We start from the raw sequence: 17,447 nt of genomic DNA on the forward strand, positions 1-17,447 counted from the left end.
GTGCTGAAGACTCCGGTGACACCGGAAGGGACCGGGGACGGGTACGCGCCCTCGGCACGGCGGATCGAGCGGGAGCGGTTCAAGCGGGCCAGGGCCCGGCGTGCCACCGCCGTCGCCGCGCTGAGCACCCTGGTCACCGGCGCCGTCCTCTTCCTCGTCATCACCCGCTCGCCCGGCTGGCCGCGTACCCGGGAGACCTTCCTCAGTCCGGAGTACGCGCGGATCGCGCTGCCGAAGGTGCTGGACGGGCTGCTGCTGAACCTGCGGCTGCTGGTGGTGTGCGGGGCGGCGGTGCTGGTGCTCGGGCTGCTGCTGGCGGTGGCCCGGACCCTGCGCGGGCCGGTGTTCTTCCCGCTGCGCGCGCTGGCCGCCGCGTACACCGACTTCTTCCGCGGACTGCCGCTGATCATCTGTCTGCTGATGGTGGTCTTCGGGGTGCCGGCGCTGCGGCTCCAGGGCGTGACCACCGATCCGGTGCTGCTGGGCGGTTCCGCACTGGTGCTGACGTACTCCGCCTATGTCGCCGAGGTCTTCCGGGCCGGCATCGAATCGGTGCACCCCTCGCAGCGGGCCGCGGCCCGGTCGCTGGGGCTCTCCAACGGGCAGGCGCTGCGCTTCGTGGTGCTGCCGCAGGCGGTGCGGCGGGTGGTGCCGCCGCTGCTGAACGACCTGGTCTCGCTGCAGAAGGACACCGGTCTGGTGTCCATCGCGGGCGCGGTGGACGCGGTGTACGCCGCGCAGATCATCGCCGGCAAGGACTTCAACTTCACGCCCTATGTAGTAGCCGGTCTCGTCTTCGTCGCGCTGACGATCCCGATGACCCGCTGCACGGACTGGATCACGGCCCGCATGGACCGCCGGCGCGCCCAGGGAGGACTCGCATGAGCACGACGGACGATGCCCCGCTGCCGGCCGGGAAGGCCGCCGCTCCGGACACGCCCGGCGGCGGGCCGGTGCTGCGGCTGGAGTCCGTGCGCAAGACCTACGGCCGGGGCACGGTCGTGCTGCGGGACGTGGATCTGGAGGTTCCGCCGCACACCGTGACCGCGCTGATCGGTGCCTCGGGGTCGGGCAAGTCCACCCTGCTGCGCTGCGCGAACCTCCTGGAGGAGATCGACGACGGCGCGATCTTCCTGGACGGCACGGAGATCACCGATCCGCGGGCCGACGTGGACGCGGTGCGCCGCCGGATCGGCGTGGTCTTCCAGGCGTACAACCTCTTCCCGCACATGACCGTGCTGGACAACATCACGCTGGCGCCGCGCCGGGTGCACGGGGTGCCGCGGGCCGAGGCGGAGGCGCGGGCCCGCGAGCTGCTGGAGCGGCTGGGGCTGGGCGCGCGGGCCGGGGAGTACCCGGACCGGCTCAGCGGCGGCCAGCAGCAGCGGGTCGCGATCGTCCGGGCGCTGGCCGGCCGGCCCCGGCTGCTGCTGCTCGACGAGATCACCGCGGCGCTCGACCCGGAGCTGGTCGGCGAGGTGCTGGGGGTGGTCCGCGAACTCAAGGAGGAGGGCATGACCATGGTCATCGCCACCCATGAGATGGGCTTCGCGCGGGAGGTCGCCGACCAGGTGTGCTTCCTGGACGGCGGGGTGGTGCTGGAGCGCGGCACGTCCGAGCAGGTCTTCGGCGATCCGCGGCACGACCGCACCCGGCAGTTCCTCCAGCGGATCATCCAGGCGGGCCGGCTGTGAGCGGCGGCGCCGGGGCCGGGCTCAGCCGAGCGGCTTGACCAGCAGCTCGAATTCGAGGTCGGGGCGCTGGGGGATGCCGAAGCGCTCGTCGCCGTACGGGAACGGGGTCAGCTCGCCGGTGCGCCGGTAGCCGCGGCGCTCGTACCAGGCGATCAGCTCGTCGCGCTGGCGGATGACCGTCATCCGCATCTCCCGGGCGCCCCAGGCGTCCTGGGCGGTGCGCTCGGCCTCCGCGATGATCAGCTTGCCGAGGCCGCCGCCCTGGAGTTCCGGGCGCACCGCGAACATCCCGAAGTAGGCGTGGTCGCCGCGGTGCTCCAGCTGGCAGCAGGCGATCAGCGCACCGTCCCGCTCGGCGATCAGCAGCCGGCCGGTCTCCTTGCGCACGACGGCAGTGACGCCCTCCGGGTCGGTGCGCTGCCCCTCCAGCAGGTCCGCCTCCGTCGTCCAGCCGCCGCGGCTGACGTCCCCGCGGTACGCCGACTCGATGAGGGCGACGAGCCCGGGGACATCGGCGTCGCGGGCGGTACGGAAGGTCAGCTCGCTGGTGGGCATGGCGTGGGGAGTCCTCTCGGGCGGACGAGTAGCTGCGAGGAGGCTAACAACCGGCGGGGCCGCCGTGTCAGGGCCGGTGTCACGGTCGTGCGGCGGCGGGTGCCGCGCGGCGCGCGGCGCGCGGCGTAGGGTCCGGGCATGGTGCACGTACTGAGCAGCAGGGTGCTGTTGCGGCCGGCCGACCCCGAGCGGTCGCGGGCGTTCTACGGCGAGGCGCTGGGGCTGGAGATCTACCGGGAGTTCGGTACCGGCCCCGAGCGCGGCACGGTCTACTTCCTCGGCGGCGGCTTCCTGGAGGTGTCCGGGCGCGCCGCCGTGCCGGCCGGCGAGACCCTCCAGCTGTGGCTGCAGGTGGCGGACGCGGCGGCGGCGCACCGGGAGCTGGTGGCGCACGGGGTGGAGGTGCTGCGCCCGCCCGTGCAGGAGCCGTGGGGGCTGATCGAGATGTGGATCGCCGACCCGGACGGCCACCGGATCGTGCTGACCGAGGTCCCGGCGGACCATCCGCTGCGCTATCGGCCCTGAGGCGTCCGCGCGCCCCGTCCGGCCGGGGCGGACACCGCCCCGGCGGGCGTCCTCGCCGCGCTCCCCCCTTGCGCCCGTGCGCTCCCGTGTGCCGGGCGGCCGGTGGGCATCCTGCCCCCGATGCGTACGGGTGCGAGGGGAGGCGTTCCGTGCACGGACCGGCGTGGGTCGGCTGGCTGCTGGTGCTGCTGGGTGCCGCCGGCGGCGCGTACTGCCTGTGGCGGGCGCGTACCGGACCGGCCGGGCAGCGGGGCGAGGTGCGCGGCGAGGGGCTGATGGCGCTGGGGATGGCGGCGATGGCCTGGCCGGTGGCGCCGTCGTCGTGGTCGCCGTGGCTGTTCGCCGCGGTGTTCGGGGCGGCCGGGCTGCGGGCGCTGGCGCGGCGCCATCTGCATCACGCGGTTGGCGCCCTGACCATGGTGTACATGGCGCTGGTGATGGTGGTGCCGTCCCAACAGGCGGGCCACGCGGCGCAGATGGGGCAGATGGGACAGGCGGGCGGGACGGGCCCGATGGCGCACGCGGCGCCGGGCGGGGTGCCGTTGCTGACCGGGCTGTTGCTGGTCTACTTCACGGGGTACGTGCTCGCGGCGGGCGTCCGGCTGGTGCCCGCCGTCGGCGCGGGGGCCGGGGAAGCGGTGGCGGGCGGGCCGGTGGCGGTGGCGGGCGCCGGGGTGCTGCCGGCCTGCCGGGTGGCGATGGGGATCGGCATGCTGGCGATGCTGCTGGCGCTGTGAAGTGCGGTGACGCACTGCCGTCCGGGAGACCGGCGTGGGCGCGCCCGGTGCTCGTGCGCACGGGGGCGGGGGTGGTGTGCATCACTTCCGACGCGTGGCCGTACCAACGGGTCGTCGTGCGCTCATAGGGTGACGGCATGATGGTCACTCTCGCGCTGATGATGCTCGGCGTGCTGGCCGCGGCAATGGCGCCGCGGCTGATGGCCCGTTCCGACTGGCCCGACCGTGAGCCGGTGCTCGCCCTGTGGGTGTGGCAGTGCGTGGTCGCGGGTGTCCTGCTGTGCTGTCTGCTCGCGATGTCGCTGAGCGCGGCCGCCGCCTGGGAGTCCGTCCGCAGCCCGGTGTTCGGGTTCGCGCCCCGCGTCGTCGTCGAGGCGTACGCGCTCCAGACGCACGGGCCGTGGGCCGGGGCGCTGGCCCTGGTGCTGGCGGGTGGCGGCGCCTGGACGGCCCTCGCGCTGACCCGCGAGGTACGGGCGGTGCGCGCCCGTCGCCGGCAGCGGCGGGCCGAGCTGCTGCGGCGTGCGCCGTTGCTGCCCGGCGAGGAGCCCTCCGGGGAGCGGCTGGTCGTCCTGGAGGGGGACCGCCCCGAGGCCTGGTGGCTGTCCCACTCCTCACCCCAACTGGTCGTCACCACCTCGGCGTTGCGCCGCCTGAAGGGGCATCAGCTCGATGCGCTGATCGCCCACGAGCAGGGTCATGCGCGGGCCCGGCACGATCTCCTGCTGTACTGCGCCTCGGCGCTGGCCGCCGGCTTTCCGCAGGTCCCGGTCTTCGCCGCGTTCCGCGACCAGGTGCACCGGCTGGTCGAGCTGGCCGCCGACGATGTGGCCTCGCGCCGCTTCGGCCGGCGGACGATCGCCCTGGCGCTGGTGGAACTCAACGAGGACCGCGGGGTGTTCGGCCCCTGCCCGGCCCAGCTCGCCCAGGTACCGGCGCGGGTGGACCGGCTGCTGGCCCCCGCGCCCCGCTTCACCCCGGGCCGGCGGCTGCGGATGACCGCGGTGGCGGCGCTGGTGCCGGTGATCCCGCTGCTGGTGACCTTCGTTCCGGGGCTGCGCGCCCTGACCTAGGACCTGTCGTCAGACTCCCGCCTGCCCCGCGGCACGTGGCCTGTTCGCCCGGAGTGCGGGGTATCGGCGAGGATCGTGGTATGCCACCGACGCCGCCGCCCGCTGTCCGGTCGTCCGCCGTGGACGACGCACGCCGCCCCGCACCCGCCCCGCGCGGCCCGGCGCTCCGCTGCGCCGGGCTGTGCACCCTCGTCTTCGGTCTGCTGCTCACCCTGGTCGTGCTGGCCTGGGGTCCGCTGCTGTCGGTGGACCGTGCGCTGGCCGGTGCGCTGCACCGGACGGCCGTCACCGAGCCCGGCTGGACCCGCCTGAGCCGGCTGCTCAGCGACTGGCTGTGGGACCCGTGGATGATGCGCGCGGTGCTGGTGGCGGCGGTCGTGCTGCTGGTACGGCGTGGGGAGCGGGTGCTCGGGGCCTGGGTCGCGGTGACCGCGCTCGTCGGGACGGGGTTGCAGCAGGTGCTGAAGGCGCTGGTGGGCCGGGACCGTCCGGTCTGGCCGGACCCGGTGGACACCGCGCACTACGCGGCGTTCCCGTCGGGGCACGCGATGTCCGCGCTGGTGGCGGGCGCGCTGGTGCTGTGGCTGCTGCGGCTGGGCGGGGCCCGCCCGCTGTGGCGCCGTACGGCCGGGGCGGTGGCCGTGGTGTCGGTCGTCGGCGTCGGCTTCACCCGGGTGTATCTGGGTGTGCACTGGCTGTCGGATGTCGTCGGGGGCTGGCTGCTGGGCGGGGCGCTGGTGGCCGCGGCGGCAGCGGCGTACCGCGGATTCCGGCCCCGGGAGGGGAACGGCGCCGCGATGTGGGCAGGAAGGCGGACATGACGACGATCAAAGGTGTGCTCTTCGACTTCTCCGGAACCCTGCTGCGGATCGAGCCCGCCGAGTCCTGGCTGCGGGCGGCTCTGGCCGCGTCCGGTACGGCCATGGCCGAGGCCGAGATCCCTCACCGGGCGGCCGCGCTGGAACGGGCCGGTGCGCTGCCCGGCGGCGCCTCCCCCGCCGAGCTGCCCGCCGCACTGGCCGGCCTGTGGGAGAGCCGCGACCGCGACGCGGGCCACCACCGCGCGGTGTACACCGGCCTGGCCCGCCAAGTGCCGCTCCCCGGGGCGGAGTTGTACGAGGCGCTCTACGACCGCCACAAGACGGCGGAGGCCTGGCAGCCGTACCCCGACGCCGCCGGGGTGCTGGCGGAGCTGCACCGGCGCGGTATCCGTGTCGGCGTGCTGAGCAACATCGGCTGGGATCTGCGGCCGGTGCTGCGCGCCCATGGCCTGGACCGCTCGGTGGACGCCTGTGTGCTGTCGTACGAGCACGGCATCCAGAAGCCGGACCCGCGGCTCTTCTCGCTGGCCTGCCAGGAGTTGGGGCTGGAGCCGTCCGCGGTGCTGATGGTGGGCGACGACCGCACGGCGGACGGCGGTGCCACCGCGGTGGGCTGCTCGTTCCTGCCGGTGGACCCGCTGCCGGTGGACCGGCGTCCGGACGGGCTGCGGCCGGTGCTGGACCTCGTGGGCTGACCGGCGGGCTCGGGCGGGCCGGGGGCGCGGGCGGGCTCACGGCCTCAGCCGGTCCCGCCGGCCGCCCGGCGGCCGGGGCACGCCGGAGACGGCACCGCCCCGGCCGGTGGGACACCGGCCGGGGCGGCGGGGGTTGCGCAGGGATGCGCGGCCGTTACGTCAGCTGAGGGACGCCAGGGCCTGGTTGAGGGTCTTCGACGGACGCATGACCGCATCGGCCTTCGCCACGGCGGGCTGGTAGTAGCCGCCGATCTCGGCGGGCGAGCCCTGCACCGCGATCAGCTCGTCGACGATGGTCTGCTCCTGCTCGGTGAGCGTCTTGGCGAGGGCCGCGAACGCCTCCGCGAGCTGGGTGTCGTCGGTCTGCTTGGCCAGCTCCTGCGCCCAGTACAGCGCGAGGTAGAAGTGGCTGCCGCGGTTGTCGATGCCGCCGAGCTTGCGGCTGGGCGACTTGTTCTCGTTGAGGAAGGTGCCGGTGGCGCGGTCGAGGGTGTCGGCGAGCACCTGGGCGCGCGCGTTGCCGGTCTTCTGCGCGAGGTGCTCGAAGCTGACCGCGAGGGCGAGGAACTCGCCCAGGCTGTCCCAGCGCAGGTAGTTCTCCTTGACCAGCTGCTGGACGTGCTTGGGCGCGGAGCCGCCGGCGCCGGTCTCGAACAGGCCGCCGCCGTTCATCAGCGGGACGACCGAGAGCATCTTGGCGCTGGTGCCCAGCTCCAGGATCGGGAACAGGTCGGTCAGGTAGTCGCGCAGCACGTTGCCGGTGACCGAGATCGTGTCCTCGCCGCGGCGGATGCGCTCCAGGGAGAACGTGATCGCGTCGACCGGCGACATGATCTCCAGCTGGAGACCGTCGGTGTCGTGCTCGGCGAGGTAGGTCTTGACCTTCTCGATGAGCTGGGCGTCGTGCGCCCGGCTCGCGTCGAGCCAGAACACGGCCGGGTTGCCGGTGGCACGGGCGCGGGTGACGGCGAGCTTGACCCAGTCGCGGATCGGCGCGTCCTTGGTCTGGCACATGCGGAAGATGTCGCCGGCGCCGACGACCTGCTCCAGGACGGCGTCGCCGTTCTCGTCGAGGACGCGCACGGTGCCGGTGACCGGGATCTCGAAGGTCTTGTCGTGGCTGCCGTACTCCTCGGCCTTCTGCGCCATCAGGCCGACGTTCGGGACCGAGCCCATCGTGGACGGGTCGTAGGCGCCGTTGGCGCGGCAGTCGTCGAGGACGGCCTGGTAGATGCCGGCGTAGCTGCTGTCGGGGAGGACCGCGAGGGTGTCCGCCTCGGCGCCGTCCGGGCCCCACATGTGGCCGGAGGTGCGGATCATGGCCGGCATGGAGGCGTCGACGATGACGTCGCTGGGGACGTGCAGGTTGGAGATGCCGCGGTCGGAGTCGACCATGGCCAGCTCCGGGCCCTCGGCCAGCTCGGCGTCGAAGGACGCCTTGATCTCGGCGCCGTCGGCCAGCGACTCCAGGCCCTTGTAGATGCCGCCGAGGCCGTCGTTCGGGGTCAGGCCGGCGGCGGCGAGCGACTCGCCGTACTGGGCGAAGGTCTTCGGGAAGAAGGCGCGGACCACGTGGCCGAAGATGATCGGGTCGGAGACCTTCATCATCGTGGCCTTCAGGTGCACCGAGAACAGCACGCCCTCGGCCTTGGCGCGGGCGACCTGCGCGGTGAGGAACTCGCGCAGCGCGGCGACCCGCATCACGGACGCGTCGACGACCTCGCCCGCGAGGACCGGTACCGACTCGCGCAGCACGGTGGTGGAGCCGTCGTCACCGGAGAGCTCGATGCGCAGCGTGCCGTCCTGGCCGATGACCGCGGACTTCTCGGTGGAGCGGAAGTCGTCGACGCCCATGGTGGCGACGTTCGTCTTCGAGTCGGCCGTCCAGGCACCCATGCGGTGCGGGTTGGACTTGGCGTAGTTCTTGACCGACGCCGGGGCGCGGCGGTCGGAGTTGCCCTCACGCAGGACCGGGTTGACGGCGCTGCCCTTGACCTTGTCGTAGCGGGCGCGGATGTCGCGCTCCTCGTCGGTCTTCGGGTCGTCCGGGTAGGCCGGCAGTGCGTAGCCCTGCTCCTGAAGCTCGGCGATGGCCTGCTTCAGCTGCGGGATCGAGGCCGAGATGTTCGGCAGCTTGATGATGTTCGCCTCGGGAGTCTTCGCCAGCTCACCGAGCTCGGCGAGGGCGTCGTCGATCCGCTGCCCCTCTTCCAGGTGCTCGGGGAAGCTCGCGATGATGCGCCCGGCCAGCGAGATGTCACGGGTCTCCACGCTGACACCTGCCGTCGACGCGTACGCCTGGATCACCGGCAGGAACGAATACGTCGCCAGGGCCGGGGCCTCGTCAGTGTGGGTGTAGATGATGGTCGAGTCAGTCACCGGGTGCTCCGCTCCACGTCTGCAACATTGCTCGACATCAAGATATCTCGTGAGCGCCTCCCGCTCGACAGGACCCCGCCCCGGGCAAAAGCGGAGGAAATGGTTCCGACATGGCGCGACCGGTGAAAACCGGTTGCCCGCCCGACGGGCCGCCTGCTCTGCTACCGGCAACCACCGACCCGGAAAAGGAGCATCACCATGCCAAAGGCACCCATGTCCGCCCAGAAGGGAACTTCCATCGATCGCAAGGACATGACGCCTGGTGCACGCACTGAACCTGGGAATTCTGGCGCACGTAGACGCCGGTAAGACGAGCCTGACCGAGCGGCTGCTGCATGCCGCCGGGGTCATCGACGAGATCGGCAGCGTCGACGACGGCAGTACCCGGACCGACTCCCTCGCGCTGGAGCGGCGCCGGGGCATCACCATCCGGTCCGCCGTGGTGTCGTTCGCCCTGAACGGGGTCACGGTCAATCTGCTCGACACCCCCGGCCACCCGGACTTCATCGCCGAGGTGGAGCGGGTGCTGAACGTCCTGGACGGCGCGGTGCTCGTGGTCTCCGCCGTGGAGGGCGTACAGGCACAGACCCGCGTCCTGATGCGGACCCTGCAACGGCTGTGCATTCCGACCCTGATCTTCGTGAACAAGGTGGACCGCCGGGGCGCGGACGGCGAGCGGGTGCTGCGGCAGATCGCCGGGCGGCTGACCCCGGACGCCGTCGCCATGGCCGCCGTGGACGGCCCGGGCACCCGCGCGGCACGGGTCACCCCGTACGGCGCGGCCGGTACCGGCTTCACCGAACGGCTCGCCGACCTGCTCACCCGGCACGACGACGCGCTGCTGACCGCCTATGTCGAGGACCCCTCGGCCGTCTCCTACGGGCGGCTGCGCGGGGAACTGGCGGCGCAGACGCGGCGGGGGCTGGTGCATCCGGTGTTCTTCGGCTCGGCCGTCACCGGTGCCGGCCTGGAGACACTGCGGGCCGGCCTCACCGAGCTGCTGCCCGCCGCCACGGGCGCCGCCGACGGCCCGGTGTCCGGCACGGTCTTCAAAGTGGAGCGCGGCCCGGCCGGGGAGAAGATCGCCTACGTCCGGATGTTCTCGGGGACGGTACGGACCCGGGACCCGCTGCCCTTCCACGGCCCCGGCGCCCCGCGGCGCAGCCCGGCCAAGGTGACCGCGATCAGCGTCTTCGACCGGGGCGCCGAACCCCGCCGGGACGCGGTCGCCGCGGGCCGGATCGGCAAGCTGTGGGGGCTGGGCGACATCCGGACCGGCGACGGCGTCGGCGCCGCGGAGGCTCCCGGATCGCGGCAGCACTTCGCCCCGCCGACGCTGGAGACGGTCGTGGTCCCGCGCCGCCCCGCCGACCGGCGGGCACTGCATCTCGCGCTGACCCGGCTCGCCGAACAGGACCCGCTGATCGGTCTGCGGCGGGACGGCTCGCGCGGGCAGACCTCGCTGTCGCTCTACGGCGAGGTGCAGAAGGAAGTCATCGAGGCGACGCTGGCCGAGGAGTTCGGCGTCGAGGCCGACTTCCACGCGACCACGCCGCTGTGCATCGAGCGGCCCGCCGGTCCGGGCGCGGCGTTCGAGATCATCGCCGAGGACCCCAATCCCTTCCTCGCGACCGTCGGGCTCCGGGTCGATCCGGCACCGGCCGGCGCCGGATCGGACTTCCGGCTGGAGGTCGAACTCGGCTCGATGCCGCACGCGTTCGTGAGGGCCGTCGAGGAGACCGTGCACGAGACGCTGCGGCAAGGGGTGTACGGGTGGCAGGTCGAGGACTGCACGGTGACCCTGACGCACTCCGGCTACTGGGCGCGGCAGAGCCACGCGCACGGCGTCTTCGACAAGAGCATGTCGAGCACCTCGGGCGACTTCCGGCAGCTGACGCCGCTGGTGCTGATGGACGCGCTGCGGCGGGCCGGCACCCGGGTGTACGAGCCGGTGCACCGCTTCCGGCTGGAGATCCCGGCGGACACGCTCGGCCCCCTGTCGCCGCTGCTCGCCCGGCTGCACGCGGTGCCGCGTACGCAGACGGTGCGGGATGCGGAGTGCCTGCTGGAGGGCGAGATCCCGGTGGCCCGGGTGCACGAACTGGAGCGGCGGCTGCCGGGGCTGACCCGCGGCGAGGGCGTGCTGGAGTGCGCCTTCGCCGGGTACCAGCCGGTGCACGGCGAGGTCCCGGTCCGGGCGCGGACGGACCATGATCCGCTGCATCGCAAGGAGTATCTGCTGAAGGTCGTGCGCCGGGTCGCGGGGCGCCCCGAGGGCGGGTGACCGGTCCCGGCCGGGCGCCGCGGGCGTGCTCGCGCGGACCGGAAAGCGACGGTCCGTCAGCCAGCCTTCGTCCACGGTCGGCAGCCCGTGGTGGCGAAGGTCTCGCCCTCGTGCACCGTGACACGGGCCGGGCCCCGGGAGGTGCCCTCGGCGACGAGGCCGGCCCGCTCGCCGCCGCCGGCCTTGGCGCGCGTCCAGGAACACCGCGGCGCGTCGGGTCCGGCGGGTCCCCCGGTCCGGTAGGCGCCGGGTGCGAGGTCCTTCCCCACGAGGTAGCTGCCCGGACCGGCCGCGTGGACGGGCCTGTCGGGCGCCGTCGCCTTCACGGTGCGGCCGGGCGTCCCGTTCGACTTCTCCGCCGTGGCCTGCTCCGTCCTGGCGGTGACGGTGGGAACGGGCCGCGCCTCGGCCTTCTTGCCGCCGCCGACGGCGACACCGAGCCCGCAGACGAGGAGGGCGCACCCGGCACCCACCACGATCGTGAGCGCGGAGTGCGGCCGCACCGGTTGCCGCGCGGGTGGCGGCGGCATCGGGTGGAACCGCTGACCGGACGGCGCGGACCGCTGCGAGTACGACATGGTGGCCCCCCTGGCAGGTGTGATGGTGTCGTGAAGACCTCCCAAGGCCGTTGAGGGTTGTAGGGGCGGATTCCCGCGCGTGTCATCGCGTGTCATCCGCCCCTCCTGCCCCGTCGTTCCCCGGACCGGCGGCGGTTCAGGCCGGCAGGCTCCGCAGCCAGACGGCGACCCCGCCGTGGTGACTGCAGGTGCCCCGCCGGTGCGCGCTGTAGCTGTAGGTCCCGTCGTTGCACCGCGCGGAGGCGCCCGCCGGGGTCTGCGGCTGCTCCTCACCGCCGCTCGCGGCACTCCCGCCACTGCTCGACGAGCCGCTCCCGTCACCTGAACCGGTCGCCCCCGAGGAGCCGGAACCGCCGGAGGAGCCACTCCCGGAGGAGCCGGAGGTGCCGGACGAGCCCGAGGAGGCGAAGGCGTCGGAGTCGCCGGAGGAACCGGACGACCCGGCGGAGCCGGAACTGCCGGAGTCGCCGGCCTCGATCGGGTCGTCCGTCAGGTCGTGCGTCGGATCGTCCGTCGGCTCGGCCGCGGGCTCGTCCGTGCCGTCGTCGCCGCCGGACTCCGCCTCGTCGGGGTCGTCGCAGCTCTCGCTGGTCCGCACGACGGTGAAGGTCAGGGTTTCGGTGTCCGCCATGACCGACCCGGCGGCCGGGTCCTGGTCACACACCTGCCAGTTCCGGTCCCACACCTGCGCCCGGTCACGGGCCGACAGATCCCGGCTGGAGAGCAGGTAGAGGCCCCTGCCCTGCGCGTCGTCCTGCGCCTCCTGGAGGGTGCGGCCGCTGTAGTCCGGCACGGTCACGGAGCCGTTCGCGCCGTCCGGCGCACCGGAGTCGGCAAAGGCGCCGGAGCCGTCGGAGACCTCCGAGGCGTCGTCCGACGCGTCGGAGACGGTGCTGCTGGTGGACGTGCCCCTGTCGTCGTCGCCGTCCATCAGGTTGGCGCACCCGCCGACCAGCAGCGCGAAGGCGGCGATGACGGCGCAGCCGAGCCGGGCGTTCTTCTTCTCCTGCGGCGGCATGGGTTGCTGGTTCCTGGTCACATGGCCCCCTGTCTTGCGGCTGCACGCTCCCCGGCATGCATGGCCCTGCCCACGGTCGCGAGCCGCCGCCCGGCCGAACCCGGGGGGACAGGTGGTGGAGGCGCGAGGCCGGCCGGCGGCCGGACGAGGGGCGGTACGGCCCTCCCGTCGCGCCGGGGCGGTCAGAAGTTGCCGTTGGAGAGCATCTCCCCCTTGGCGTCATACACGGTGACCAGGCCGTTCTCGGAGTCCTTCCAGTCGGCGAAGGCGGAGGCGATCAGCTTGCCCTCGCTCTGGTGGGGGCCGAACATCCCGCCGGTGAAGTCGGTGTAGACGTCGGCCGAGTCGAGGATGTCGTTCTGCTCCTCGGCCCCCTGGACCTTGGTCACATGGCTGATGGCGGCCTTCTCCTCGGCGCTCCCGTGCTGTGCGACGAAGGCCTTGAACCGGTCGGCCGAGGACTGCGGAGCCGCCTTGGGCTTCTTCTTCGGCTCGGCCTTCGGCTTCGCCTCGGACTTCTTCTCCGGCTCGGCCCCGGCCGGTTCGGCGGTCTCCTTCTCCTTGTCCTTCGCCTGATCCTCGGCCGGTGCGGCGACGGCCGTTCCGGGCTTCCCGGGCTGCGTTCCGGAGTCGCCGCCGCCCACCGCGGCGCCGATGACGACGAGCAGGAGGAGCGCGCCGAAGGCGCCACCGCACCCGATGCCGACCTTCGCGCCGGTGCTCATCTTCTTCGGCGGCGGCGGGGCGTACATCCCGATCGGCGTCGGCGGCTGCTGTCCGGGCTGAGACGGAAACTGCTGGTTCATCACGATCCCCCCAAGGTGTCAGGAACAGGGAGAATAGCGAGTGGTTGAACGTCGAAATAGGTGAAGTGAAGAACCTGTGATGATGTCGTGACCGAAGTGGGGTGATCGTGACACCGGGGCGCACGGCGGGGCTTGCCGGACGCGGGTGCGTACCGGATTCGGCTCGCGGCCGGGCCGGTCATCGTCGCGGTGTCCAACTCGGCGCGCATCGCGGGGCGATGGGCCGGTCGTCGACCACGGACAGCCTCGGCTCGTCACTCAGAGAAGCCACCTCGCGCGACTTTTATCACCAAAGCGATGTGCGCGGCCGTGCGTCAGTGAATAGTCTTCTTTCTCAAGTCACCACTTCATGAACGAAGTTGACAGTCCACTTGCGCAACCCATGCATGCCACGTACAGGAGATTGCGGTGATTGCCCCTCACGGTCGTATCGGGCTCTCGCCTGCGCACAGGCGTCTCAGCAGCGGCACGGGACCGGCACCCCACCGGCTCGCCCCACGCCCTCGTCGCCCCGCCCGGCAAGGACGCCGGAGAGACGGGGCCTGCCGGTCCCCTGGTCGTTCGCTCACGACGACGCGCTCCCCCCAACATCGGCGTCCCCCTGGCGCACGCTCTCCCGGAGGCCTGAGAAGTGCCTGTTGACAGCTCCCTTGCGCGCGGTGAGGCACGGTTCCCCTCACCCGAGAGAACGTCGGCGGAACCGCTGTGAGACGCCAGCCGGCCTTCGACCGTCATCCGGCGCGGGACGACACCCGCCTGCGCGCCGTGCTGGAGGACGCCGCGATGGGCAGATGGGAAGGCGCGCGCGAACTGCTGACCGCGACCGGTGCCGACTGGGACCGCCGGATCTTCCGCCTCCAGGTGCTCGCCCGTGCCGGGGCGCGGCTCACCTTCGCCGACACCTGGGCCCAGGCCGAACCGCGCTCACCGCACGCCCTGGCCCTGCTCGCCACCGTCCAGGCCCTGCGCTCGATGGCCGGCCCACGGGGGCAGGGCAGCGGCGCGGAGATGGAACAGGCCTGGGAGACCTGCCACGCCGCCGGTGACGTCCTGCCGGCCGACCCGACGCCGTATGTCGTCATGCTCGCCCTGCTGCGCTTCCACTCCCCCGACCGCGACCGGGAGTGGCGGCAGACGGTGCACAGCGTGTGGCGGGAGGTCGAGGAGCGCGACCCGTGGAACAGGGAGGCGCATCACGAGCTGCTCACCTACATGTTCCCGGACTGGCACGGGGTCGCGGGCGAGATGTTCCACTGGGCGCAGGAGCGCTGCGCCCATGTGCCGCGCGGGATGCCGCTGCACGTCCTGCCGCTGGTCGCGCTCGCCGAGTCGCACCGTACGCGGATGAAGAAGGAGGGTCACCGGTACGGCCTGACGGTCCACCCGTGGACGGAGAACCCGTCGACCCAGCAGGCCTGGGTGAACTGGTGGACGTACCGGGCGCCTTCCATGCCGCACGCCGCCTTCCACGAGGACGCCAACTACCTGGCCCACGCGATGTCCTTCGCGAACCAGCACCGGGCGGCGGCCGAGGTGTTCGACGCCATCGGCCCGTACGCCACCGACGTGCCGTGGAGCTACTGCGGAGAGGCCCAGCAGCTCTTCACCCGTCATCGGAAGTGGGCGGTCAAGGGGTCAGCGCCGTAGCGCCTGCCGATGTCGTTCCGCATGTACCGCGCCACCAACAGGAGAGGCTCAGCCATGCCACTGGACATTCCAAGCGTCACGCAGACGGAGGAGGAGCGCCTGGCCGAACTCGGCATCGCGCAGACGTTGGACCGGTCGATGTCCGGGCGGCAGAACTTCGCCGTCTCGTTCACCATCATCAGCATCCTGTCCGGCTGCCTCACCATGTACGGCTTCGGCATGAACACCGGCGGCCCGGCCCTGATCATGTGGGGCTGGGTGCTCGTCGGTCTGATGACCCTGTTCGTCGGCCTGGCGATGGCCGAGGTCTGCTCCTCCTACCCGACCTCGGCCGGCCTCTACTTCTGGGCGCACAAGCTCGCCCCGCAGCGGTCCGCACCGGCCTGGGCCTGGTTCACCGGCTGGTTCAACACGCTGGGGCAGGTGGCCGTGACCGCGGGCATCGACTTCGGCGCCGCGTCCTTCCTCAACGCCTATCTGAACCTTCAATTCGACTACGCCGCCACGCCCGTCCACACGATCACACTCTTCGGCGTGATCCTCCTGCTGCACGCCGTGGTGAACACCTTCCGGGTGCGCGTGGTCGGCTTCTTCAACACCGTCTCGGTGTGGTGGCACCTGATCGGCGTCGTGGTCATCGTCGGCGCCCTGCTGGTCATCCCCGACAAGCACCGCTCCCCCGCCTTCGTGTTCACCGAGTTCGTCAACAACACCGGCTGGGGCTCCGCGGTCTATGTCGCGCTCATCGGGCTCCTGATGGCGCAGTACACCTTCACCGGCTATGACGCGTCCGCCCATATGACGGAGGAGACGAAGAACGCCTCGGTCGAGGGGCCCAAGGGGATCGTCCGCTCGATCGTGGTGTCCTGGGCGGCCGGCTTCGTGCTGCTCTTCGGCCTGACCTTCGCCATCCAGTCGTACAACGGCGCCCTGGAGTCGGGCACCGGTGTGCCGCCGGCGCAGATCTTCCTGGACGCGCTCGGCGCGACCACCGGCAAGCTGATGCTGCTGGTCATCATCGGCGCCCAGCTGTTCTGCGGGATGGCGTCGGTGACCGCGAACTCCCGCATGATCTACGCCTTCTCGCGCGACGGGGCGCTGCCGTTCTCCGCCGTCTGGCACAAGCTCCACCCGGGGACCCGCACCCCGACGAACGCCGTGTGGCTCGCCGCGGGCGGGGCGTTCGTGCTCGGTCTGCCGTACCTGTTCAACACGACCGCCTACGCCGCCGTCACCTCCATCGCGACGATCGGCCTCTACATCGCCTATGTGGTGCCCACCCTGCTGCGGCTGCGCCAGGGGGAGAACTTCCGGCGCGGCCCCTGGCACCTGGGGCGCTGGTCCCGGCCGGTCGGTCTGATCGCGGTCGGCTGGGTCGCGGTCATCACCGTGCTGTTCATGCTGCCCCAGCAGAGCCCGGTGACCCTGGAGACGTTCAACTACGCCCCGCTCACCGTGGGTGCGGTGCTGGTCTTCGCCGGTACCTGGTGGCTCGTCTCCGCCCGCAAGTGGTTCCTCAACCCGCAGCACCCGCGGAGCAACCCGTCCCGGACGCCGGCGCCGGAGCGGACGGCTTCCTCCTCGCGCTAGGCGAGCCCCCCGGCCACGGGGTGACGCGCCCGTTCCCGACGGCGCGTCACCCCGGCTTCCTCCTCGCCTTCTTCGCGGTGTTTCCGGTGGTCATGCCGTCCTTCGCCCGGCTCCGGAACGGGTGCGCCACCGGCGTTGATTGCCCGGTAAACGTTTGTTGATTGCCTTCACGCACTCTGCGGCAGTCGGTAAACGGGGGCGAGACGAGGAACTCAAGTGCCGGATACACGTGTCACGGTGACGGTGCACGCCTCCGACCCGCTCAGTCGGGCCGGAGTCGTCAGTCATCTACAGCACCAGCCCGCGGTCGAGATCGTCCAGAACCAGACCGCGACGGCGGTCAGGGAGCGGACGGAACAGGCGGAGCGCGGAAGAGGGAAGGACGGCGGTGAGGCGGTCGGGACCGTGGCGATCATGCCCATCGACCGCTTCGACGAGATCACCGCGGCCGAGCTGAGACGGCTCGTACGGGGTGGTGAGCAGCGGGTGGTGCTGATCGCCCGGGACCTGCGCGAGCCGGAGCTGATGACGGTCGTCGAGTACGGCGTACGGGCCATCCTGTGGCGCCACCAGACCACCCCGCAGCGGCTGTTGCGGGCGGTGCAGAGCGCGGCGCGCGGTGAGGGCGACCTGCCGCCGGACCTGATCAGCACGCTGCTCACCCAGGTGGGGCAGCTGCGGCGGTCGGTGACGACCTCCGCCCCCGTGGGGTTCGTCCCGACGCTCGGGATGGCGCCGCGCGAGGTCGATGTGCTGCGGCTGGTCGCCGAGGGGCTGGACACCCGGCAGATCTCCGAGAAGCTCGCCTACTCCGAACGCACCGTCAAGAACGTCCTGCACGCCCTGATGACGCGGCTGCAGTTGCACAACCGGGCGCACGCCGTCGCCTACGCGCTGCGGGAGGGCTACATCTGATGGGGACGGAAGCAGGCACGGTGACGGGTGCGGGCGCACGGACGGGTGCGCAGGCGACAGCAGAGGGTGAAGCGGTGACGGAGTTGGTCAGGGACATGCGGGCGGCAGGCCACCGGGCGGAGGCACAGGC

At 72.3% G+C, this 17,447-nt stretch carries 16 protein-coding genes; 11 read left to right on the top strand and 5 right to left on the bottom strand.

The window, feature by feature from the left end:
• The first annotated feature begins 3 nt into the window (after positions 1-3).
• Positions 4-885, top strand: a complete 882-nt coding sequence (locus ACGFN2_RS13245) for an amino acid ABC transporter permease (RefSeq protein WP_362607079.1) — start codon at positions 4-6, stop codon at positions 883-885.
• The gene (locus ACGFN2_RS13250; RefSeq protein WP_393359885.1) at positions 882-1,694 is read left to right on the top strand and encodes an amino acid ABC transporter ATP-binding protein; all 813 of its coding nucleotides are present in this window, start codon (positions 882-884) and stop codon (positions 1,692-1,694) included. The genes ACGFN2_RS13245 and ACGFN2_RS13250 overlap by 4 nt, the downstream gene beginning before the upstream one ends.
• Before the next feature lie 21 nt (positions 1,695-1,715).
• Here the strand turns inward: ACGFN2_RS13250 and ACGFN2_RS13255 are convergent, their stop codons facing one another.
• Entirely contained in the window at positions 1,716-2,249 is a 534-nt protein-coding gene (locus ACGFN2_RS13255) for a GNAT family N-acetyltransferase (protein ID WP_362607005.1), read from the bottom strand.
• 138 nt (positions 2,250-2,387) lie between these two features.
• On the opposite strand from ACGFN2_RS13255, the gene ACGFN2_RS13260 reads away from it, so the two are divergent.
• From ACGFN2_RS13260 to ACGFN2_RS13280, 5 genes are all read left to right on the top strand, one after another.
• Positions 2,388-2,774: a VOC family protein gene (locus ACGFN2_RS13260; RefSeq protein ID WP_362607007.1), complete on the top strand. Its 387-nt coding sequence runs from the start codon at positions 2,388-2,390 to the stop codon at positions 2,772-2,774.
• Between the two features lie 149 nt (positions 2,775-2,923).
• Positions 2,924-3,511 (top strand): DUF5134 domain-containing protein, encoded by a 588-nt coding sequence (locus ACGFN2_RS13265; RefSeq protein ID WP_393359888.1) that lies wholly within the window; start codon positions 2,924-2,926, stop codon positions 3,509-3,511.
• Positions 3,512-3,648: 137 nt separating this feature from the next.
• Positions 3,649-4,584, top strand: a complete 936-nt coding sequence (locus ACGFN2_RS13270) for a M56 family metallopeptidase (protein ID WP_393359890.1) — start codon at positions 3,649-3,651, stop codon at positions 4,582-4,584.
• Positions 4,585-4,664: 80 nt separating this feature from the next.
• On the top strand, positions 4,665-5,405 hold the full coding sequence (locus tag ACGFN2_RS13275) for a phosphatase PAP2 family protein (RefSeq protein ID WP_393359892.1): 741 nt from the start codon (positions 4,665-4,667) through the stop codon (positions 5,403-5,405).
• The gene (locus tag ACGFN2_RS13280; protein WP_393359894.1) at positions 5,402-6,100 is read left to right on the top strand and encodes an HAD family hydrolase; all 699 of its coding nucleotides are present in this window, start codon (positions 5,402-5,404) and stop codon (positions 6,098-6,100) included. Before ACGFN2_RS13275 ends, ACGFN2_RS13280 begins: the two co-directional genes overlap by 4 nt.
• Positions 6,101-6,259: 159 nt before the next feature.
• Here ACGFN2_RS13280 and ACGFN2_RS13285 read toward each other — a convergent pair whose 3' ends face one another.
• Positions 6,260-8,479, bottom strand: a complete 2,220-nt coding sequence (locus ACGFN2_RS13285) for an NADP-dependent isocitrate dehydrogenase (protein WP_362607017.1) — start codon at positions 8,477-8,479, stop codon at positions 6,260-6,262.
• Between the two features lie 262 nt (positions 8,480-8,741).
• Between ACGFN2_RS13285 and ACGFN2_RS13290 the strand changes: the two genes are divergently transcribed.
• Positions 8,742-10,763 carry a GTP-binding protein gene (locus tag ACGFN2_RS13290; protein ID WP_393359896.1) on the top strand — a complete coding sequence of 674 codons (2,022 nt, stop codon included), beginning with the start codon at positions 8,742-8,744 and terminating at the stop codon, positions 10,761-10,763.
• Between the two features lie 56 nt (positions 10,764-10,819).
• On the opposite strand, the gene ACGFN2_RS13295 is transcribed toward ACGFN2_RS13290, so the two are convergent.
• From ACGFN2_RS13295 to ACGFN2_RS13305, 3 genes are all read right to left on the bottom strand, one after another.
• The gene (locus tag ACGFN2_RS13295; protein WP_393359898.1) at positions 10,820-11,341 is read right to left on the bottom strand and encodes a hypothetical protein; all 522 of its coding nucleotides are present in this window, start codon (positions 11,339-11,341) and stop codon (positions 10,820-10,822) included.
• 136 nt (positions 11,342-11,477) lie between these two features.
• Positions 11,478-12,359: a DUF3761 domain-containing protein gene (locus ACGFN2_RS13300; RefSeq protein WP_393359900.1), complete on the bottom strand. Its 882-nt coding sequence runs from the start codon at positions 12,357-12,359 to the stop codon at positions 11,478-11,480.
• A gap of 182 nt (positions 12,360-12,541) precedes the next feature.
• Complete coding sequence (locus tag ACGFN2_RS13305) at positions 12,542-13,165, bottom strand: hypothetical protein (protein ID WP_393359902.1); 624 nt, start codon at positions 13,163-13,165, stop codon at positions 12,542-12,544.
• A gap of 705 nt (positions 13,166-13,870) precedes the next feature.
• On the opposite strand from ACGFN2_RS13305, the gene ACGFN2_RS13310 reads away from it, so the two are divergent.
• From ACGFN2_RS13310 to ACGFN2_RS13320, 3 genes are all read left to right on the top strand, one after another.
• Positions 13,871-14,812: a hypothetical protein gene (locus ACGFN2_RS13310; protein WP_362607023.1), complete on the top strand. Its 942-nt coding sequence runs from the start codon at positions 13,871-13,873 to the stop codon at positions 14,810-14,812.
• 54 nt (positions 14,813-14,866) lie between these two features.
• The gene (locus tag ACGFN2_RS13315) at positions 14,867-16,402 is read left to right on the top strand and encodes an amino acid permease (RefSeq protein WP_393359904.1); all 1,536 of its coding nucleotides are present in this window, start codon (positions 14,867-14,869) and stop codon (positions 16,400-16,402) included.
• 216 nt (positions 16,403-16,618) lie between these two features.
• Positions 16,619-17,317, top strand: coding sequence for a response regulator transcription factor (locus ACGFN2_RS13320; RefSeq protein ID WP_393359906.1), 699 nt, complete (start codon positions 16,619-16,621; stop codon positions 17,315-17,317).
• Positions 17,318-17,447: the final 130 nt, after the last annotated feature.

Origin of the sequence: Streptomyces sp. NPDC048612 (assembly GCF_043199295.1) — a bacterium.
In the GTDB taxonomy this organism is placed as follows: Bacteria; Actinomycetota; Actinomycetes; order Streptomycetales; family Streptomycetaceae; genus Streptomyces.

Excerpts from the sequence above, each read along its gene's own strand:
- ACGFN2_RS13250 (WP_393359885.1), top strand. The coding sequence starts at position 882 with ATGAGCACGACGGACGATGCCCCGCTGCCGGCCGGGAAGGCCGCCGCT.
- ACGFN2_RS13255 (WP_362607005.1), bottom strand. The coding sequence starts at position 2,249 with ATGCCCACCAGCGAGCTGACCTTCCGTACCGCCCGCGACGCCGATGTC.
- ACGFN2_RS13260 (WP_362607007.1), top strand. The coding sequence starts at position 2,388 with ATGGTGCACGTACTGAGCAGCAGGGTGCTGTTGCGGCCGGCCGACCCC.
- ACGFN2_RS13270 (WP_393359890.1), top strand. The coding sequence starts at position 3,649 with ATGATGGTCACTCTCGCGCTGATGATGCTCGGCGTGCTGGCCGCGGCA.
- ACGFN2_RS13275 (WP_393359892.1), top strand. The coding sequence starts at position 4,665 with ATGCCACCGACGCCGCCGCCCGCTGTCCGGTCGTCCGCCGTGGACGAC.
- ACGFN2_RS13280 (WP_393359894.1), top strand. The coding sequence starts at position 5,402 with ATGACGACGATCAAAGGTGTGCTCTTCGACTTCTCCGGAACCCTGCTG.
- ACGFN2_RS13295 (WP_393359898.1), bottom strand. The coding sequence starts at position 11,341 with ATGTCGTACTCGCAGCGGTCCGCGCCGTCCGGTCAGCGGTTCCACCCG.
- ACGFN2_RS13300 (WP_393359900.1), bottom strand. The coding sequence starts at position 12,359 with ATGCCGCCGCAGGAGAAGAAGAACGCCCGGCTCGGCTGCGCCGTCATC.
- ACGFN2_RS13305 (WP_393359902.1), bottom strand. The coding sequence starts at position 13,165 with ATGAACCAGCAGTTTCCGTCTCAGCCCGGACAGCAGCCGCCGACGCCG.
- ACGFN2_RS13315 (WP_393359904.1), top strand. The coding sequence starts at position 14,867 with ATGCCACTGGACATTCCAAGCGTCACGCAGACGGAGGAGGAGCGCCTG.